The organism is Zymomonas mobilis (assembly GCF_006715975.1).
GTDB classification, from domain to species: Bacteria; Pseudomonadota; Alphaproteobacteria; order Sphingomonadales; family Sphingomonadaceae; genus Zymomonas; species Zymomonas mobilis_B.
This window is the reverse complement of sequence record NZ_VFOF01000001.1, coordinates 1,346,099-1,365,756: the sequence shown is the minus strand read 5'-3', so window position 1 is coordinate 1,365,756 and position 19,658 is coordinate 1,346,099. Positions and strand designations below refer to the sequence as shown.

General features: G+C 39.2%; 14 protein-coding genes and 1 tRNA gene. 6 read left to right on the top strand and 9 right to left on the bottom strand.

Going from position 1 to position 19,658, the window contains the following annotated elements; genetic code table 11:
• The first annotated feature begins 192 nt into the window (after positions 1-192).
• From adhP to FBY58_RS05970, 4 genes are all read left to right on the top strand, one after another.
• Positions 193-1,206 (top strand): alcohol dehydrogenase AdhP, encoded by a 1,014-nt coding sequence (gene adhP, locus FBY58_RS05985; protein WP_141919936.1) that lies wholly within the window; start codon positions 193-195, stop codon positions 1,204-1,206.
• Between the two features lie 269 nt (positions 1,207-1,475).
• Positions 1,476-1,961: a Fur family transcriptional regulator gene (locus FBY58_RS05980; protein WP_141919935.1), complete on the top strand. Its 486-nt coding sequence runs from the start codon at positions 1,476-1,478 to the stop codon at positions 1,959-1,961.
• A 177-nt stretch (positions 1,962-2,138) separates the two neighbouring features.
• On the top strand, positions 2,139-4,088 hold the full coding sequence (gene dxs, locus FBY58_RS05975) for a 1-deoxy-D-xylulose-5-phosphate synthase (protein ID WP_141919934.1): 1,950 nt from the start codon (positions 2,139-2,141) through the stop codon (positions 4,086-4,088).
• 51 nt (positions 4,089-4,139) lie between these two features.
• The gene (locus FBY58_RS05970; RefSeq protein ID WP_141919933.1) at positions 4,140-5,558 is read left to right on the top strand and encodes a mannose-1-phosphate guanylyltransferase/mannose-6-phosphate isomerase; all 1,419 of its coding nucleotides are present in this window, start codon (positions 4,140-4,142) and stop codon (positions 5,556-5,558) included.
• Positions 5,559-5,614: 56 nt separating this feature from the next.
• Here FBY58_RS05970 and FBY58_RS05965 read toward each other — a convergent pair whose 3' ends face one another.
• The 5 genes from FBY58_RS05965 to rfbB all read right to left on the bottom strand — a co-directional run bounded on the left by FBY58_RS05965 (position 5,615) and on the right by rfbB (position 10,382).
• Positions 5,615-6,919, bottom strand: coding sequence for a glycosyltransferase family 1 protein (locus FBY58_RS05965; protein WP_141919932.1), 1,305 nt, complete (start codon positions 6,917-6,919; stop codon positions 5,615-5,617).
• A 43-nt stretch (positions 6,920-6,962) separates the two neighbouring features.
• A complete protein-coding gene (gene rfbD, locus FBY58_RS05960; RefSeq protein WP_141919931.1) occupies positions 6,963-7,853 on the bottom strand; it encodes a dTDP-4-dehydrorhamnose reductase in 891 nt (296 codons plus the stop codon).
• Entirely contained in the window at positions 7,846-8,355 is a 510-nt protein-coding gene (rfbC, locus tag FBY58_RS05955) for a dTDP-4-dehydrorhamnose 3,5-epimerase (protein WP_409373545.1), read from the bottom strand. Before rfbC ends, rfbD begins: the two co-directional genes overlap by 8 nt.
• A gap of 78 nt (positions 8,356-8,433) precedes the next feature.
• On the bottom strand, positions 8,434-9,327 hold the full coding sequence (rfbA, locus tag FBY58_RS05950) for a glucose-1-phosphate thymidylyltransferase RfbA (RefSeq protein ID WP_141919930.1): 894 nt from the start codon (positions 9,325-9,327) through the stop codon (positions 8,434-8,436).
• On the bottom strand, positions 9,327-10,382 hold the full coding sequence (gene rfbB, locus FBY58_RS05945; protein WP_141919929.1) for a dTDP-glucose 4,6-dehydratase: 1,056 nt from the start codon (positions 10,380-10,382) through the stop codon (positions 9,327-9,329). Before rfbB ends, rfbA begins: the two co-directional genes overlap by 1 nt.
• A 127-nt stretch (positions 10,383-10,509) precedes the next feature.
• Between rfbB and FBY58_RS05940 the strand changes: the two genes are divergently transcribed.
• Positions 10,510-11,349: an ABC transporter permease gene (locus tag FBY58_RS05940; RefSeq protein WP_409373536.1), complete on the top strand. Its 840-nt coding sequence runs from the start codon at positions 10,510-10,512 to the stop codon at positions 11,347-11,349.
• A gap of 47 nt (positions 11,350-11,396) precedes the next feature.
• On the opposite strand, the gene FBY58_RS05935 is transcribed toward FBY58_RS05940, so the two are convergent.
• Both FBY58_RS05935 and FBY58_RS05930 read right to left on the bottom strand, forming a co-directional pair.
• A complete protein-coding gene (locus tag FBY58_RS05935; protein WP_141919928.1) occupies positions 11,397-12,809 on the bottom strand; it encodes a glycosyltransferase family 2 protein in 1,413 nt (470 codons plus the stop codon).
• Between the two features lie 182 nt (positions 12,810-12,991).
• Entirely contained in the window at positions 12,992-13,393 is a 402-nt protein-coding gene (locus FBY58_RS05930; RefSeq protein WP_141919927.1) for a tetratricopeptide repeat protein, read from the bottom strand.
• A gap of 363 nt (positions 13,394-13,756) precedes the next feature.
• Here FBY58_RS05930 and FBY58_RS05925 point away from each other — a divergent pair, with 363 nt between their 5' ends.
• Entirely contained in the window at positions 13,757-17,521 is a 3,765-nt protein-coding gene (locus FBY58_RS05925) for a glycosyltransferase (protein ID WP_141919926.1), read from the top strand.
• A 172-nt stretch (positions 17,522-17,693) separates the two neighbouring features.
• Here the strand turns inward: FBY58_RS05925 and FBY58_RS05920 are convergent.
• Both FBY58_RS05920 and recJ read right to left on the bottom strand, forming a co-directional pair.
• Positions 17,694-17,769: transfer RNA gene (locus FBY58_RS05920), tRNA-Glu, on the bottom strand.
• Between the two features lie 115 nt (positions 17,770-17,884).
• Complete coding sequence (recJ, locus tag FBY58_RS05915) at positions 17,885-19,645, bottom strand: single-stranded-DNA-specific exonuclease RecJ (protein WP_141919925.1); 1,761 nt, start codon at positions 19,643-19,645, stop codon at positions 17,885-17,887.
• Between the last annotated feature and the right edge of the window lie 13 nt (positions 19,646-19,658).

Here is a 19,658-nt window from a genome sequence, read left to right as displayed (position 1 = left end):
ATTTAAATAATCGCACTTTAATTATTTTAGATTTATTTATTGATATAACCCATATCTATAAATGTTTTTATGCCTTTTGGGATCACAACCCGCCTTCAATCGTTTTTCTCTTGTTAAAAAAATGCATGTCAGCCGAATATCAGCCGACTGACCTCTATCTCTCCGAGATACGCTAACAAGAAGGTGGTCATCATGAAGGCAGCTGTCATAACAAAAGATCATAAGATCGAAGTTAAAGACACAAAACTACGTCCCCTGAAATATGGCGAAGCCCTGTTGGAAATGGAATATTGCGGTGTTTGCCACACCGATCTCCATGTTAAAAACGGCGACTTCGGGGATGAAACGGGCAGAATTACCGGTCATGAAGGTATCGGTATTGTCAAAGAAATCGGGGAAGGGGTTACTTCTCTAAAAGTCGGTGATCGTGCCAGCGTCGCATGGTTCTTTAAAGGCTGCGGTCATTGCGAATATTGCGTAAGCGGCAATGAAACCCTGTGCCGTAATGTTGAAAATGCCGGCTATACAGTGGACGGCGCTATGGCCGAACAATGTATTGTTGTTGCCGATTACTCCGTCAAAGTACCTGACGGCCTTGATCCCGCTATTGCAAGCAGCATTACTTGCGCTGGTGTCACAACCTATAAAGCAGTCAAAGTTTCCAAAATCGAACCGGGACAATGGCTGGCGATTTACGGCTTGGGCGGCTTAGGCAATTTGGCACTGCAATATGCCAAGAATGTCTTCAATGCCAAAGTGATCGCGATTGACGTCAATGACGAACAGCTTGCCTTTGCAAAAGAATTAGGCGCTGACCTCATTATCAATCCGAAAAACGAAGATGCTGCCAAGGTTATTCAGGAAAAAGTCGGCGGCGCTCACGCAACCGTAGTGACCGCTGTTGCCAAATCAGCCTTTAACTCCGCTGTTGAAGCCGTTCGCGCTGGCGGCCGTGTTGTTGCCGTTGGTTTGCCTCCTGAAAATATGGATTTGAGCATCCCTCGCTTAGTTCTTGATGGTATCGAAGTACTCGGTTCCTTGGTCGGAACGCGGGAAGATTTGAAAGAATCCTTCCAGTTCGCAGCCGAAGGCAAGGTCAAACCGAAAGTTACCAAACGGAAAGTCGAAGAAATCAACGAAATTTTCGACGAAATGGAACATGGTAAATTCACTGGCCGCATGGTCGTCGATTTTACGCACCACTAAGTTCGATTAACTCTTGCAACCAGAAAAGCCTTTCTCTCACGAGGGAGGCTTTTTTGTTTTCTCTTAATAAAAATTTTATAAAAAATAGGCGCAGCGTGATGGCTACCTAAAAAATGGCAATCCCAATCTTTTACTCTCTTTTTTGGCTTTCCTTGTTGTCCGCGCTCAGGAAACATCTCTTTTTGTGATCGTAATTTAAAACTGTTTTTATAGGGAATGCACTCCTATATAAAAATACACGTCTAAAATACTCATAAGGAAACCTCGTCTTGGGTGATAAACCCCTCCAGCAAGCTTTACACGCCCATGTCCAGCATAGCGGTTCCGATCTACTGGAGGCCGCCAAAGCCGCTTTACTGAAGTCTGGTGAGCAATGGACGGCCATGCGGGCTTCCGTTTACAAGGCCTTAGCTCAAACCAATAAACCGACTTCGGCTTATGATATTGCGGATCTGGTTTCTCAGTCAGAAGGACGCAGGGTCGCCGCCAATAGCGTGTATCGTATTCTTGATATTTTCGTCAGCAGCAACCTCGCTCATCGGGTCGAAAGCGCTAATGCTTATATCGTTAATGCCCACCCAGAATGCCGACATGACTGCCTTTTTCTTGTGTGCGATCAATGCGGCGATGTCATTCATATAGATGATGACAAGATCAGTAATTTTCTTAAAGAATCTGCACAGAAAAACGATTTCGCTGTCGAAAGATCTGTTCTTGAAATACGCGGGAAATGTTCTCATTGTCTCGCAAGTTAACCTAAATGTACCTCAGATTAACCTGTTGCAATGACTCTATTACCTGCCATGATTTTGTAACTTTTATGTCGCAGTCAGGGGCTATCTTGGCCAATTTAGGATCGCCCTGTTCACCTTTTGGGTAAATTGATTTACTAAACAGGCTTAAATTTCGGTTTGATTTAAGGCCTTAAGCTTATGTTTCCGAATGAAAAGACGCCGTTGTTAGACAAAATAAAGACACCGGCAGAATTGCGTCAATTAGATCGCAACAGCCTCCGGCAATTGGCGGATGAATTACGGAAAGAAACCATCTCGGCGGTGGGGGTGACTGGCGGCCATCTCGGTTCCGGTCTCGGCGTTATCGAATTAACGGTAGCACTCCATTACGTTTTTGATACGCCCAATGATGCTTTGATCTGGGATGTTGGCCATCAAACCTACCCCCATAAAATTTTAACTGGTCGCCGTGACCGTATCCGTACTTTGCGGCAACGGGACGGCTTGTCTGGCTTCACGCAGCGCGCTGAAAGCGAATATGATGCCTTTGGTGCGGCACATAGTTCGACTTCGATATCGGCAGCACTCGGGTTTGCTATGGCCAGCAAATTATCAGGTAAAAAAGAAAAAGCCGTCGCCATTATTGGTGATGGTTCAATGACGGCAGGTATGGCCTACGAAGCCATGAATAATGCCAAAGCCGCTGGAGAGCGGCTGATCGTCATTCTGAACGATAATGAAATGTCTATCTCGCCTCCGGTCGGGGCGCTATCTTCTTATTTAAGTCGCCTTATTTCATCCCGTCCTTTCATGAATTTGCGCGATATGATGCGCGGTGTTGTCAACCGGATGCCCAAAAGTTTGGCAACCGCAGCCCGCAAAGCCGATGAATATGCGCGCGGCATGGCAACGGGCGGCACCTTCTTCGAAGAACTTGGTTTTTATTATGTCGGGCCTGTTGATGGTCACAATCTTGACCAGTTAATTCCGGTTCTTGAAAATGTCCGCGATGCCAAAGACGGGCCTATTCTGGTGCATGTCGTCACCCGTAAGGGCCAAGGTTACGCACCAGCAGAAGCAGCCAAAGATAAATATCATGCGGTTCAGCGGTTGGATGTTGTCTCCGGCAAGCAGGCAAAAGCGCCCCCAGGTCCCCCCAGCTATACGTCAGTTTTCTCGGAACAGCTGATCAAGGAAGCAAAAAAAGACGACAAGATCGTCACGATCACGGCCGCGATGCCAACCGGCACGGGCCTTGACCGCTTCCAGCAATATTTTCCCGAAAGAATGTTTGATGTCGGTATTGCCGAACAGCATGCGGTAACCTTTGCGGCCGGTATGGCTGCCGCCGGTTACAAACCTTTCTGTTGTCTCTATTCGACCTTCTTGCAACGTGGTTATGACCAATTAGTGCATGATGTCGCCATTCAGAATTTGCCGGTGCGCTTCGCAGTCGACCGCGCCGGTTTAGTTGGTTCTGATGGTGCCACCCATGCGGGCAGCTTTGACGTCGCTTTCATGGTCAATCTTCCTAATATGGTCGTTATGGCGCCTTCCGATGAAAAGGAATTGGCCAATATGGTGCACACGATGGTGCATTATGACCAAGGGCCAATCTCGGTGCGCTATCCCCGTGGCAATGGTGTTGGCGTTTCTTTGGAAGGCGAAAAAGAAATTTTGCCGATCGGTAAAGGTCGTCTGGTTCGTCGCGGTAAAAAGGTTGCTATTCTTTCTCTCGGCACCCGTTTGGAAGAGTCACTGAAAGCGGCTGATCGTCTGGATGCGCAAGGCCTATCCACTTCGGTGGCTGATATGCGTTTTGCCAAACCTTTGGATGAAAATCTGACGCGTCAGCTTCTGAAAAGTCATCAGGTTATTATCACGATTGAAGAAGGCGCTTTGGGTGGTTTTGCAACCCAAGTTCTTACCATGGCTTCGGATGAAGGCTTGATGGATGACGGCTTGAAGATCCGGACATTGCGTCTGCCCGACCGTTTCCAGCCACAGGACAAGCCCGAACGGCAATATGCCGAAGCCGGTCTGGATGCTGATGGTATTGTTGCCACGGTTATCTCTGCTTTGCACCGCAATTCTAAACCCGTAGAAGTCGTTGAAATGGCGAATATGGGTAGCATCGCTCGCGCTTAATTTGCTATTAGGGGGCCTCGCTCCCAATAATAGTAAAGAGATAATTATATAATGCTGCATCCGGTTGTTTTGTGTGGTGGTTCAGGAACGCGCCTTTTCCCGTTATCCCGCCGGAGCCATCCCAAACAACTGTTAAGTTTGATCGGTGAAAATAGCCTATTTCAGGATGCTGTTGCCCGTGTAACCGATCCGGCGATGTTCTCTAATCCGCTTGTGATCTGTAACGATGAATATCGTTTCACCATTGCGGAACAGCTTCAAAATATGGGTATCAAAGCACAAGATATTGTCTTGGAACCCGAAGGTCGAAATACTGCACCCGCAATCGCATTAGCGGCCGCCATTATCGCGGAAAAAGATCCCGATGGTTGTATCCTCGTTTTGCCATCTGATCATGTTATCCGTAATGTCACTGCTTTCCATGAAGCTATCAAAGAAGCAGAAATTATTGCCCGCAAAGAAAATGCTCTGGTTACTTTCGGAATTCGTCCGACTTCTCCTGAAACAGGCTATGGATATATAGAGCTAGGTGAAGCGCTTCCCATCGGGGGCGGCTATCATATTGATCGTTTCCGAGAAAAACCGGATATTAAAACAGCCAAAGAATATCTCGCAAGTGGTCGCTTCCTATGGAACAGCGGTATGTTCCTTTTTCCGGTAGCGCGTATTTTAGAAGACTTTGCTGCCTACCAGCCTGACATTCTTAATGCGGTCAAAATTTCTTTGACTAAAAGCCAGACCGATCTTGATTTTATGCGTCTGGATGCAGAATCTTTTGGGACCGCCCCCTCTATTTCTATTGACTATGCCATTATGGAACCCGCACATAATCGGGCTGTTGTGCCGGTTGATATCGGTTGGAGCGATGTTGGTTCTTGGTCATCCCTCTGGGAAATCAGTGACCATGACGATAACGGTAATGTTCTAATGGGCGATGTCGTCGCCGAAGATTCTTCTAACTGCCTTATCCGTTCTGAAAACGGACTTGTCGCTACTCTGGGCGTTAAAGATCTAACGATTATCAATACCTCGGACGTCACTTTAGTCGTTAAACAAGATCAATCCCAAGAAGTCGGTAACTTGGTCAAAAAAATGATCAGGGAAGGGCGTTTAGAACCATTAAATCCAAGACAAGTTGCCCGCCCGTGGGGTTGGTATGAATCTATTGCCACAGGGCCCCGTTTTCAGGTCAAACAAATCATGGTGAAGCCGGGGCACAGGCTTTCCTTACAAAAACATTTCAATCGTGCCGAACATTGGGTGGTTACTCAAGGCACCGCACGGGTCACTGTCGGTGATCACGTCGATCTTATCCGTGAAAATGAATCCATCTATATTCCGATGGGCGAAGTTCATCGCCTCGATAATCCGGGTAAAGTCGATTTGTTGCTTATCGAAATTCAGACGGGCTGTTATCTGGGCGAAGATGACATTGTCCGCCTTGAAGACGATTACAAACGCGAATTATAACCTATAAAAAAAAGAGGCTTCCTTTTCCCGGAAGCCTCTTTTTTAATCTTTGTCTCTTAAAAACCAAATTTTTGATAAAACGCTTTTAATCGCGCTTGGTAATTCTTCATCGAGAATTTCTCTGCTTGAATAGGGCCGCGTTCCTGCAGCGTTTTCACAAGATTATCATCTTCGGCCATGGCGCTGATCGCTTCTGACAAGGCATCAACATCATAGGGATCTACCAAAACAGCCGCATCCCCAGCGATTTCCTGAATAGCTGGATGTGTCGAACTGATAACCGCCGTGCCCAAACACATAGCTTCTGCAACAGGTAAGCCAAAGCCTTCTGCGATAGAAGGAAATACCAAAGCCCGCGCACCCTTTACTGCACTGACAAGCTGGGAACGGGACATATAATCCAATTGGATGATTTTCTTTTTCCCCGGTAAATCCCGCCCTTTTAATTGCTCTAGCAAGGCGTGGTCTTGTTCCGCGCTCCAACTTCTGCTGCTGACAATAACCAAAGGATAATCGGGGCAATCAGCCGCCATATAGGCTTCAATTAAACGCTTTACGTTTTTCTTAGGCTCTATCGCACCATAAAACAGGAAATAATGCCCATATTCCAAACCAAATAAGCCATTTACATCCCGTTCAACCAGATGTTTCGGGCGATTTTTTAAAGATTCCTCGAAATCAACAGCTTGATATAAATTGGTAACCTGACTCTCTGGTGCATTAAACAGGCGGATAATATCCCGCTTAGATGCCTCTGAAACTGTTAGAATATGATCTCCATTTTCTATTATTTTTAAAATCATATTCCAATTCATGACTTTGTCGCTTTTATCCGCATAGGGATGCGTAAAAGGTACCAGATCATGAATAGTATAGAAATTAACACTTCCAACAGATCTAATCGGAATTAGATGTGTCCAATGCATAATTTCTGGCTTGTCTTTAATGTCAATATTTAAAAAACTGTTACAAGATTTATAATAAGTTTTTGAAAAATTAAAAATATTTGGATAATTGTATATATAATCTATATTGTCAGTTAATTTTTTTAAATTACCTTTATCAATAAAATTATTGTTTTTTATTTTATATGGCGCTAAATTATTTTTTTTATACTGCGAGATTAATTTATTAATTGTGAAAAATATTTTTTTTACTCTAGGCGGATTCGTTTCCTCACAAAAAAACAATACTTCTTTCAATGCCGGATTGTCTGAATTGCCTACATTCCGCCCATAAACAACACCAGATTCGTAGCTCATACCCTTACAAGCGTTAACTAGGGAACGAGCATATGTAGCTATTCCTGTGCCGTAAGGTAATGCGAGGTTAAGCCCATCGACAAAAATTTTATAATGCATCTAGTGAAAATCTTTCATAATAGTTATGTTAGAAGAATAACTATCAAACAGTCTTTTGCTGAAAAATCTGTTGCACTGTGCGAGCAACACTCGATTGCCAAGTCGGCAACTCTATTCCAAATGATTGCTTGATTTTAACGCAATCTAATCGAGAATCTTTAGGGCGCTTAGCTGCCGTTGGCCATTCATCAGTTTGAATAGGAACGATGTTAGGCATAGGTTGTCCGTATTTTTGAGCTTCTTTTAAGATAAAAGTAGCAAATTTATACCAACTTGTACTACCTTTACCCGTAACATGATAAATTCCTGCAGCATTTTTCTGTATATTTAATTGGTCAACTAGTGATTTTATTGCAATAGCTAAATCGTCTGCATTGGTTGGGTTGCCATATTGGTCATTTACAACTTTAAGTTTTGAATTTTTAGCACCCGCATTAATGATAGTTTTTACAAAATTTTTGCCATGCGGAGCATATACCCATGAAGTTCGCAATATTATAGCATCTGGATTTTTCGCTATAATGGCTTTTTCACCTTCTACTTTTGTATGCCCATACACAGTCTTAGGATCTACTAAATCAGTTTCTTTATATGGTACCCCCTTATCTCCAGAATATACATAATCCGTTGATATATGAATGAGGGCTATGTTTTTTTTTTCGCAAATGCTCGCTAATGTTGCCGGGCCAACAGCATTAGCAGTTCTTGCCTCGATAATATTTTTTTCAGCGAGGTCTACGGCCGTCCATGCTGCTGCATTTATAACAATATCTGGATTATAGATGTTTATCGAGTTATGTATTGTTTCATCTTTATCTAAATCGAACTCTGGCCGTCCAACACATATAATTCCACCACCTAATTTAGTAAGGGATGTAGCTAATTGACCAGATCCCCCGGTAACAAGAATGCGTTTTTGTAATTTACTATTCATCAGAATATGAGCTCTTCTGCTGCGTCAATAAAGGATGGAGCAAGTATATCTTTTTCAGAAAGTATAATTTCTTCTTTTTGATTGGCCATAAAATATCCAAAAATTCACAATCCCAAATAACAGAACGTTCACTGTCCTTATTATAGACATTTGTGCATTTATATTGAACTTCTGTATTGTCTGTCAGCGTCACAAAGCCATGCAAAAAACCAGGCGGCACCCATATTTGAGACCAGTTTTCTTCAGAGATTTCAGCTGCTGCCCATTTCCCATAAGTAGAGGAACCCTTACGGGCATCAACAGCAACATCCCAGATTGCACCCTTTGTGCAGCGGACTAACTTTCCTTGTACGAAAGGTGCAATCTGGCAATGTAGACCTCTAACTATACCCTTCTTCTTTGAGAGACTTTGGTTGTCTTGAACAAAAGGTAGATCTATGCCAATTTTTTGAATGTTTGTTGATTGTAAGTTTCTGAAAAAAAACCACGATTGTCTTGATATCGAGGCGGCGTAATTACAAATACTTCAGGGATCTCAAGCTGTTTTATATGCATATATCACCTTAACTATCTTAAAATCCTATTGATGTTTCACTAAAGAAGATAACATACGACCTAATTCTGTCTTTTTGACTTTATTCACTTGTTTTAGAAGTTGAGTTTCATTGATGTATCCCATCCGAAAAGCTACTTCTTCTGGGGATCCAACAAGCATGCCTTGGCGAGATTGAATTGTTTGAACAAAATTACCGGCTTGCATCAAACTATCTGGTGTTCCTGCATCTAACCAGGCACAGCCAGCACCCAGGCGTTCAACATGTAATAATTCTGAGTCCAGATACATCTGGTTAAGATCCGTAATTTCAAGCTCTCCGCGCGCGCTAGGTTTTACTTTTTTTGCCAATTTAGTTACATTTTTATCATAAAAATATAACCCTGTTACTGCCCAGTTAGATTTAGGATCTTGCGGCTTTTCAACAATTTCTAAAGCTCGTCCAGAATCGTTAAAAGAAACAACGCCGTATCTTTCTGGATCTCTTACCTGATAAGCAAAAACAGTCGCTCCTTCGTGCTGCTTAGCCGCTTTACGTAAAAGTCCACCAAGTTGGTCTGAAAATATCAGATTATCGCCAAGTGCTAAGGCACAAGAAGAATCATCTATCCAGTCCTCTGCTATCAAAAATGCCTGTGCTAATCCATCTGGTGACGGCTGTTGGCGATATTCAAAATGTACCCCGAATTGAGAACCATCTCCTAGAAGACGTTGAAATTGCTCCATATCATGGGGGGTCGTAATAATCATGATTTCACGTATTCCGGCAAGCATTAGTGTCGAAATAGGGTAATATATCATTGGCTTATCGTAAACTGGTAGTAATTGTTTGCATGAAGCAAACGTAATCGGATTGAGTCTCGTACCCGAACCGCCAGCTAAAATGATACCTTTTGATGTTTCTATATTATCTTTTGACATTAAATGTTTGTTCCTAAACGTTTTCCAGAATATCGAATTCTTAAAATATTTTCCCACCATTGGCTATTATTTAAGTACCATTCTATTGTTTTTTTGATACCCAATTCAAAATTATGTTTTGCTTTCCAGTTTAGTTTTTTTTCAGCATTACTTGGATCAATTTGATAACGGAAATCATGTCCAGGCCGATCCGTTACATAATATATTAATTTTTTATGTGATCCTGATGAATTTGGACGCAATACATCTAATACATCACAGATAGTTTCGACTACGTGTAAGTTTGATCGTGGCTGACTTGCACCAATAGCATAAGTCTCCCCAGGAACTCCGAATTGTACAGCTTTAACTAACGCTTCTGCATGGTCTTCAACAAACAGCCAATCTCGAATGTTTTTGCCGTTACCATATATAGGAAGTCTTTGACCACGAATGGCATTAATAATCATTAAAGGAATTAGCTTTTCGGGGAAATGCCAGAACCCGTAGTTATTTGTTGTATTGGTAACAAATGTAGGCATCCCATACGTCTGGTACCATGCTCTAACAAGATGATCTGATGAAGCTTTTGATGCCGAGTATGGACTTCGCGGATCATATGCTGTTTTTTCTGTAAAAGGTGGATCATTTAATTCTAGATGCCCAAAAACTTCATCTGTTGAGATGTGGTGAAATCTAAAACTATCTTTTTTATCAGATTTTAGCTGATTCCAATATCGCCGCGAAATTTCAAGAAGATTATAAGTTCCTAATATATTTGTTTGAATAAATATGCCAGAGTCATCAATTGATCTATCAACATGACTTTCTGCAGCCAAATGCATTACTGCATCAGGTTGATATTCTAAAAAAATTTTACTTAGTTCTGCAGTATTATTAATATTAGTATTTATATGTTTATATCGATTGCTTTTTGCAACCTTTGCGGTTGACGCTTGTGACGCAGCATAGGTCATACAATCAATATTAACTACATTGTGATCTGTGTGTTCTATCAAGTGTCGTACAACTGCAGATCCTATAAAACCACATCCACCAGTTAGTAGTATTTTCATTACAAATCCTATTAATTTCTTTATTTTATAATGTATATGAATTAACCATGGATTATGTTTTGTCGGATAAAAAATCTATCCCTAATTAAATAAATGTATAAAATTTTTAGACATAGTAATAGGTCTTATGAAAAATATTAATATTACTATATATAACGAAAATAAAAAGAAGCATAAAATGCATGAGTTTCTTCACGGTTTTCGGATCCAGTTACGTGTAATTGGAGCCTTAATTCTAAGGGAGCTGCATACACGTTATGGTCGCGAGAACGTAGGATATCTATGGATAATTCTTGAGCCTATGTTGTTTGCTACAGGAATTGGTATTCTTCATGCTGGTGCGGGCACTTCTGAGTTCGCTATGACTGATATAAAGCCAGTCCCTTTTGCGATTGTTGGATACGGGACTTATATTATATTTCGGAACATTGTTAATAGATCTGGCGGTACCATAGAAGCCAATGCACCTTTGCTTTACCACCGCATGGTAAGCCTGTTTGATATGCTATTTGCTCGGACAATTCTCGAAGCTGTAGGTATTATGTGTAGCGTCGATATATTAATTTTTTTATCGTATTGCCTTGGAATTGGGAATCTACCTGCTAGGCCTATTTATGTCATATTAGGGCAATTGTATATGACTTGGGTCTCTTTTGCTGTATCGGCAATTGTCTGTGCAGGAACATATGAAAATGCCACCGCTGAGCGCCTTGTTCATCCAATGACATACTTTGCAATTCCAATATCAGCTATGTTCTTTATGCTAGAATGGGTTCCGAATCCATATAGAACATGGCTGGAGTGGGTCCCCATGGCACAATGCACAGAAATAGTCAGATATGGCCAATTTGAAGCTGCTAGTAACCACTATTTCAGCTTTGGATATCTTTCCCTTGTTTGCTCTATTTTAACACTGATTGGTCTTTTATATTTAAGAATAGTACGTCACCATATTACTCTAAATTAGTGGAGCAGTTTACTTTCAGTAAACTTTACTGAAAGTAAACTATTAAGTTATAATTTGTAACTTTTTATATAATTTAATGCTTTTTCTAAAGAAACGGGTTGTAGTAATCTAAATGGCAATGTGGCATCTAACCACATAGGATGAACCGAGAAATCAGAAGAAAAAGTATCTTTTCCCCATTTTGCTTCTAATGCTAGACGTTCAGTATTGCATCGTTCAGCTTTGAAATTATTTAGATGATCTAATCCTCGTGAGACAGATTCATCGTGCCGAACCTCAATAAGAGGGGTCCAAATAACAGAAAGACCTTTCTCTTTTACTTTTAGACATAAATCTACGTCACTATAAGAAATAGGCATTTCTTTATCGTCAAAACCACCTACTTCAAAAAATATATCTTTTCTTATTGCAAGAAATGCTCCAGTTACGGCAGATACTTTTCTGGTACATTGCCATCGAGCAAACTGTTCGGTACTATTTTTATCCTCAAACAGACCGTCATGAATTACTGAATTTTGCCATCCGAATAGTATTCCTCCATGCTGAATAGTATTATTTTTATAAATTAACTTGGTACCTATAATTCCAGTGTCAGATGAATTTATTATTTGAGATATTATTTCGTCCCAATTTTCAGTTAGTATTTCCATATCATCATTACAAAATAGTAAAATTTTATTTTTTGCCATTTTTGCAAATTTATTATTTAAATATGACCAGTTAAAAATACCATTATCATGGTATAATCTTACATTTTTAATATTATTCAATTTTTTTAAATTTTCGATATCCTCATTGTTATCAGTATTATTGCTTATGACTAGAATTTCTATTTCATTTTTAGATGATGACTTGCAATTAATACTATTAACCATTCTTAAACAATCTTGAGAATTATTTTTAGTACATATTATAATGCTAAAACTATTGCTCTTTGAATTCTTTTCAAAAAATTGGGGGATTTTTGTTTGAAAATTAATTTTAAGATCTAAAAAATCTTTTGTAGTCGACAATAAAGGATAAGGAATATGAGATATATGTATATCTCCATCTATTTTTAACAAATGACTAATAAATTTATCTACCTCTATTTGAGGACTATTTCGCCACTTGTCCCAAGAAATAAATAATGAATTTCCTATAATATTTACTTGTTCGATCCATATTCTATCTATATTGGGGCGAGTGACAATTTTTTGTCCGTTATCGTTTATTATTTCTTGATCACAATAAACAATATCTACCTTTTGGCAAAATGCCATCGATATCCAGGGTATAAATAAAGGATGAGGCACACATTTACTATCAAGCAATACGACGACATCAGCCTTAGGTATTTTAGAAAAATCGTATATATTACTCACATGTACAATACGATTTAAAAGATTAGGTGATCTGTTCCAATTTTCTCTTATTTGATCAGATGCATCGACTGTGACGATAAAAAAATTAAAATCCAACTTAGAGAATGCTGCTATTTGCCGATACAATGTTTCTGGAGAAATATTATCTTGTTTTATAATAAAAGTTACAGAAACGTGTCTCTGGGTATTAGGGGAAGGAATAAGGAATAATTTTCTAAAAATGTCGTAATTATCTTTTGGTATAGCATTAAAAGTTTTTATATCTGGTATGTTTTGAGCTATTTTTTAACCGATTGTTTTAAAGCGTCAATTTGGTTGGATATTTCTAAAGTTTTTTCTAGGCCAAGAAAAATATTTTTTTGCGTAAATGTAGTCTGTTGGATGGCGGTTTCACCCGCTAGATAAAGTTCTTTATAAGCAGCTTCGCATTTTTCGTCTAATTTTAATGCTTTTTGATAGCAGTTTATTGCCGCTTGTCTACGACCTGAAATTTTATAAACATGTCCTAGTTGTACGTATGATTCAGGCTCTTCTGGGAAATCTGTTATAATAGAGCGATAAATTTTTTCAGCTTTTTCTAAAAAACCGCTGTCTTTTGTCATGTTGCCCATTTGTATTTTTAGATCAATTCTCCATGGGGCTAATTTGTAAGCCGCTTCATAAAGCGATGATGCAACCACCCAATTTTGGTTATCCCTTTCGGCATCTGCTTGATTGCAAATTGCTACTAACCAATTTAGTGCAACTTTTGGATTGCTTTTCCATAAATTCTTATTAAGTTCGCCTTTTTTTATCCCAGGAATAGATGCCCAATCTTCGGAAAGACAGGCTTCAATAGCTTTAGAAAAAAAAATTTCGTTTTGAAAAAAGTTAGTATTTTTATTTTTTTTAGGAATTTTTACTGAAAGTTTTATTTTTTTTCTTCTAAAAAAAACATTATTATTACTCTTTGGTTGAAAATACAGTAAAAATTTAATTTAGTATATTTAATTATACCAAAGTATTTATTATTGTAATAATTAAAATATTAGGATTACTTTAATATGGCATTCAATATAAATTTAGGTACCATCTTTTCAAAACAAGTAAAGTTTCTAATCCGATCGGCAGATCGATACCGAGATGAAAAAAAATGGGAACAAGCATCTAGCTTGTATAAAAAAGCTTTAAAAATCAATAAGAACTTGCCAGACATTTGGATTCAATATGGCCATGCTTTAAAAGAATCTGGCTTTATCAAAAAAGCAGTTGAAGCTTACGAATACGCAGAAAGTTTAAATCAAACTTATGATGTCTATCTTCAATTGGGCCATGGTTTGAAACTTCTTGGTCTGAACGAGCGGGCTGCCATATCATATGCACGTGCAAAAGAAATTTCTCCTGAAAATTCGGAAGCAAAAGCAGAATTTCGTCAGTTAGGCTATGAGAACATAGCCAAAGTAGCCATAAGCGATACAAAAAAAGACAGTTTCTTTCGAAAAAATATTTATAATGAAGAATATTATAGTTTTTTTGGTCCAAAAATTAAAGAAAATTTAGAGAAATATGACTATGAAAATATAGAAGATTTGCTTTTTAAAAATCATTTGTCCTCAGAGTTTTTGTCATATTTTGATAGTAAATTCTACTTTTATTTAAATAACATGGGTGAGGTTTATCAAGATGATTTAAGATATTTATGTATACTACATTTCATTATCAACGGTATTGATAACATTTCCCCTTTGAATTCTGAAATGGAGTTTGATCCTAGTTTTTATGAACAAAATTATGATTACAAATATAATATTAATGCATCAGATCTTTATCGCTATTGGCTAAACTACGGCATTAAAAATAATCATGCGCCTAATGCTACGGCGGGTTTAATTTATGATAATAATATATACTGTAAAGAATTTTTAAGTAAGTTTGATTATAATTTTTATAAAGAAGCGAGAGGAAGCGTTTTACCTAAAGATAATAAATTTCAAATAATTAATGATTTTTTAGGTGGTGGGTTTCTGAATTGCGAATCAATAATATCACCAGATTATTACAATTCAAGAATATTTAAAGCTACTGCTCATAGAGCTACGTTAAAAGGCGATAATAATTTAGGAATTAAAATATTTGAATATATATTATCTTGGCTACCTGATGATAGTGAATCCCTCCAGGGGCTGGGAGATTGCTATTTCAAAGAAAAAAAATATTTAAATGCAATCTGGTGTTATTTAAAAGTTATAGAATTAAAAAAAGACAATCGATGGACCTTTAAAAATTTAGTCGAATGTTACATGCAAATGCGCTGCTATGAAAAATCTTATGAAACTATAACCGAAGCAGTACAGCGTTATTCACAATATCCCATGATGGAAAATACACGTTATTCTATAATGGAGAAATTTTTTCATCAAAGCGTTAAAAATTATGAACTTCTGGCTAAAGTTGGGAAAATAACTGAGGGCCAAAAAGAGATAAGTAAATATTGCCAACTGGTAACGAAACCATTCTACGAAAGTTATAAAAATAATAAAAAAATTAAATCTATTGCTTTGTATGGTCTCTTGGAATTGAAGCAGTGTAAATTTTACAGAATAGACCAAAAAATTGAGCAGTTAAAAAAAGCAGGATTTAAAGTTACTTTATTTAATCCTGATGCAGATTTAGAAAAATTTTCTGCGTCTACAGATCATTTTGAAGCAGTTATATTTTATAGGCTAGCTCCTTTACCTTCGGTGATATTAGCTATCGAAGCAGCTAAAAGGGCGGGGCTTACCACATTCTATGAAATTGATGACCTCTTGTTTCTACCAGAAGAATATCCTGGCCCTTTTGACGGGTATGCTGGTCAAATAAACCGCGAAACATATAATATGCTAGCTATGGGAGTGCCTCTCTTTGCGCATGCTATGAGTATGTGCGATTATGGTATTGCATCAACTCCGTCTCTAGCTCGACAAATGGAGCCTTTTGTAAAAAAAGGTAAGGTTTATGTACATAGAAACGGAATGGGAAGCGATCATGAAAGATATCTTCAGTATCAACAAGATACTAACGAAAAACCTTACATAACAATATTTTATGGATCTGGGACGCTGGCTCATAAAAAGGATTATTTAGAGCTTTTAGAACCGGCATTAATTTATATTGCTGAAAAATATCCAGACAAGGTAAAGTTCGTTTTAATGGGGTGGCTACCTATTACGGATGCTCTCAAAAAAGCAGCAGGAGAGAATTTAACCGTTATTGAGCCCGTATGGGATGTTCATGAATATTGGTCAATTTTAAGAGAATCCGATATCAATATCGCTGTTTTAAAGTCATCACTTAATGTTGATTGCAAAAGCGAAATAAAATGGATGGAAGCTGCGATGTTCGGCATTCCATCAGTTTTAAGTAGAACTGCTACTTATGAAGAAGTGATTAACCATGGCATCAACGGTTTTCTATGCGACACTGTAAATGACTGGAAAAATACACTAGATTCTTTAGTGAAAGATAAAGCTTTAAGACACTATATAGGTAAAAATGCCCAATTAGATGTCCGCAAAAATTATACAATAAAAAAAATGGGAAATAATTTAAAAAATATTTTTAACGATATCCCTATTCCTGCTAACGATGTTAGCGCTAAAAAGAAAATTTTGATTGTAAATGTGTATTATGCACCGCAGACTATAGGGGGGGCGACTAGAGTAGTTTATGACAATGTAAATTATATTTTAGGTAATTATAAAGATGAGTTTGATATACAAGTTTTCACTTGTGTTGATGAAGATAATAAAGATTATAAAATTAAAATATATTGCCAAGATGGAATATTAGTAAAAGGCGTTTCTCGCTCAGTCGCTGGTGAAAAAATGACACCTTATGAAGATAAGGTAATCGGCAACATTTTTCGTGAACATGTTAAAAGATTTAAACCGGATTTAATCCATTTCCATTGCATACAACGTCTGTCCCTATCCGTTGTAAATGAAACGATTAAAGCAAAAATACCCTATATTATAACCGCTCATGATGGGTGGTGGATATCTGATAATCAATTCATAATTGATGAATTTGGAAACGAAGTTTTATATAATTTCTCTGATCCTATTGGTACTCTAAATAGATTAGGGCGTGAGAGTTTTTCTCGAATGCAAGCTTTGCGTCCTGCCCTTTTTGCTGCAAGAAAGCTTTTACCGGTATCAAAAAAATTCGGTGATTTATATCGCCAGTGCGGAATACCAAATGTTGAAGATGTGGAGAATGGCGTTTCGAATATTATTTCGCTAGAAAAAATACCATCATCGGATGGATTAGTGAGAATCGCTCACATTGGTGGGATGGTAAAGCATAAGGGCTTCGATCTTCTAAAACGTGCTGTTTCAACTCATACATACAAAAATATACGCATTGTAGTAGTCGATCATTCTAAATCGAGTGAGTATTCCCATGAAGAGATATGGGGAACAACGCCAGTTTCTGTTATAGGAAAAGTAGAACAGAAAGATATAGCGAAATTATATCAAAATATAGATATCGTTATAGCCCCTTCGATATGGCCCGAAAGCTTTGGTTTGGTTACTCGAGAAGCTTTAATTAATAAATGCTGGGTCATTGCTTCTGATAGGGGAGCAATTTCAGATAACATTACAAATGGAGAAAATGGATATATAATAGATGTTAATGACTCAGTAAGTCTTTCTGAAATATTGAGAGAGGTGGATTGTAATCATCTAAAATATATTTCTCATCCAAAAGAAATAAAACAAATAAAAAAATCAGATGAACAAAGTGAAGAATTGATTTCTATTTATAGAAATATAATTAATAATTAATAATTAAAGGCAGTGATATTTTTCATCAAATATCACTGCCTTTAATTCTGCATATTTATGTAAATAATTTTCAACAATATATCGAAATATTTGATTCCCAAACAGGCAATAAAAAAGCCGGCCTAAGCCAGCTTAAAACATCCAATAAATTTTACACCGAAGCTAAATTTATTGGCGACCCCAACGGGAATCGAACCCGTGTTTTCGCCGTGAAAGGGCGATGTCCTAGACCGCTAGACGATGGGGTCGCTCGCGGTGTGAGGCGGTAGATATGGACTTTTCACGATAAGGTCAAGCGATTTTTTAAAATTTTTTCTACTTTTTTCAAAAACTTCGCATTCCTCCCGAAAAAAGCCCATTTCTCTAGGCCCAAGCCAGATCCTCGATATGAAGCTGGGCATCTTTTCGGCCATTCCACTCATTTAATTGGATTTTTCCAGCCACCCATAAGCCACGATCTCGACCAGCCGCCATCACAGTTTGGGCAACAGGCGTCTCAACCGCATTAAAGGCGATGGCCTTAAAGCTCTGACCATCTTGCCCTTTAAAAATAACAGAAAGATGCTTCTCTTTTAAAATACTGCATTTGATAGCGTGAACAGGCCCCGTGACGATATGAGGCGAGGGCCATCCTGCACCATAGGGGCCTCCAGCTTCCAACGCTTCGATCACGGCCAAATTAACGCCACCTGCGCTTAAAACATCATCAACAAGCAAGGCTTTATTGGCACGCGCTTTTTCCACATCCTTGCGCAGCTTTTCTGACAAGAAAGAGGTGAAATCTTCTATCTGCTCTTTCTTGATGCTCAGACCGGCTGCCATTGCATGGCCACCACCATTCACAAGAAGCCCCGCTTGCTTGGCCGATAAAACAGCGGCTCCTAAATCAACACCAGTCAAAGAACGACCAGAACCTTTGCCATTCCCCTCTCCGTCGATCCCTATGACGATAACCGGACAACCATATTTTTGTTTTAATCTACCGGCCACAATCCCGATCACACCGGGATGCCACCCTCCACCAGACACCACCATAACAGGCTGCTCGACCTGCTCTTCGCATAAAGCTTCAGCCGCTTCGGTCACGGCTTGTTCGATCGCGCGCCGCTCTTGATTAAGCTGATTTAATTGCTGCGCCAATTTATCGCATTCATTCTTATCAAGGCTGGTCAATAATCGAACACCAAGATCAGATTTCCCAACTCGTCCACCGGCATTGATACGCGGGCCCAACACAAAACCAAGATCATAGGTTGTCGGAGGGCGGGATACACTGGCTATATCTAACAAAGCCGCAATGCCAGGACGATGCCGCGTCGCCATAATCTTTAACCCTTGGGCAACAAAAGCTCTATTCAGGCCATGCAATGCAGCAACATCGGCAACCGTGCCTAATGCGACCAAATCCAGCATCGCCATCAGCTTAGGTTCGGGCTTATCTGAAAAATAGTTATCTTTCCGCAAATGCCGCAACAGAGCCGCCCCCAACAGAAAAGCGACACCGACCGCTGCCAGATGACCATATTGCGCGCCTTCATTTTCATCGAGACGGTTGGGATTTACGACCGCATAGGCTTGTGGCAATTCCGGTTGGCATTGATGATGATCAACGACTACCACGTCCAAACCTGTGGCCTTCGCTGCCTCCAACGCGTCATAAGCTTGCGCGCCACAATCAACCGTAACGACTAAATTAGTACCGTCCTCGGCCAATTTCTGCATAGATTGAACCGCTGGCCCATAGCCCTCTGCCAAACGATCAGGAATATAATAACCGGCATTCACCCCCAATTGACGCAGAAGATCAATCATCAAAGCGGATGACGTTGCACCATCCACATCATAGTCACCGAAAATAACGATAGATTCTTTGTTATAGATAGCCTTCGCTAAACGCTCGGCCGCCCGATCCATATCGCATAATAACGATGGGTCAGGCATAAAATGCTTGATTTTAGGATCACGATAAAGAGACAAGTTCTCACGAGGACAGCCGCGGGTAATCAGAATACGGTCAACCAAATCTTCCAGCGGATTTTCTCCACTAAATCCCGAATTTTGGCCACGCCATTGCCATGACTGACCTAAAGCCGAAGAAGAAACGCCACAGACAAGATTTGCCATAAATATCCCAAAT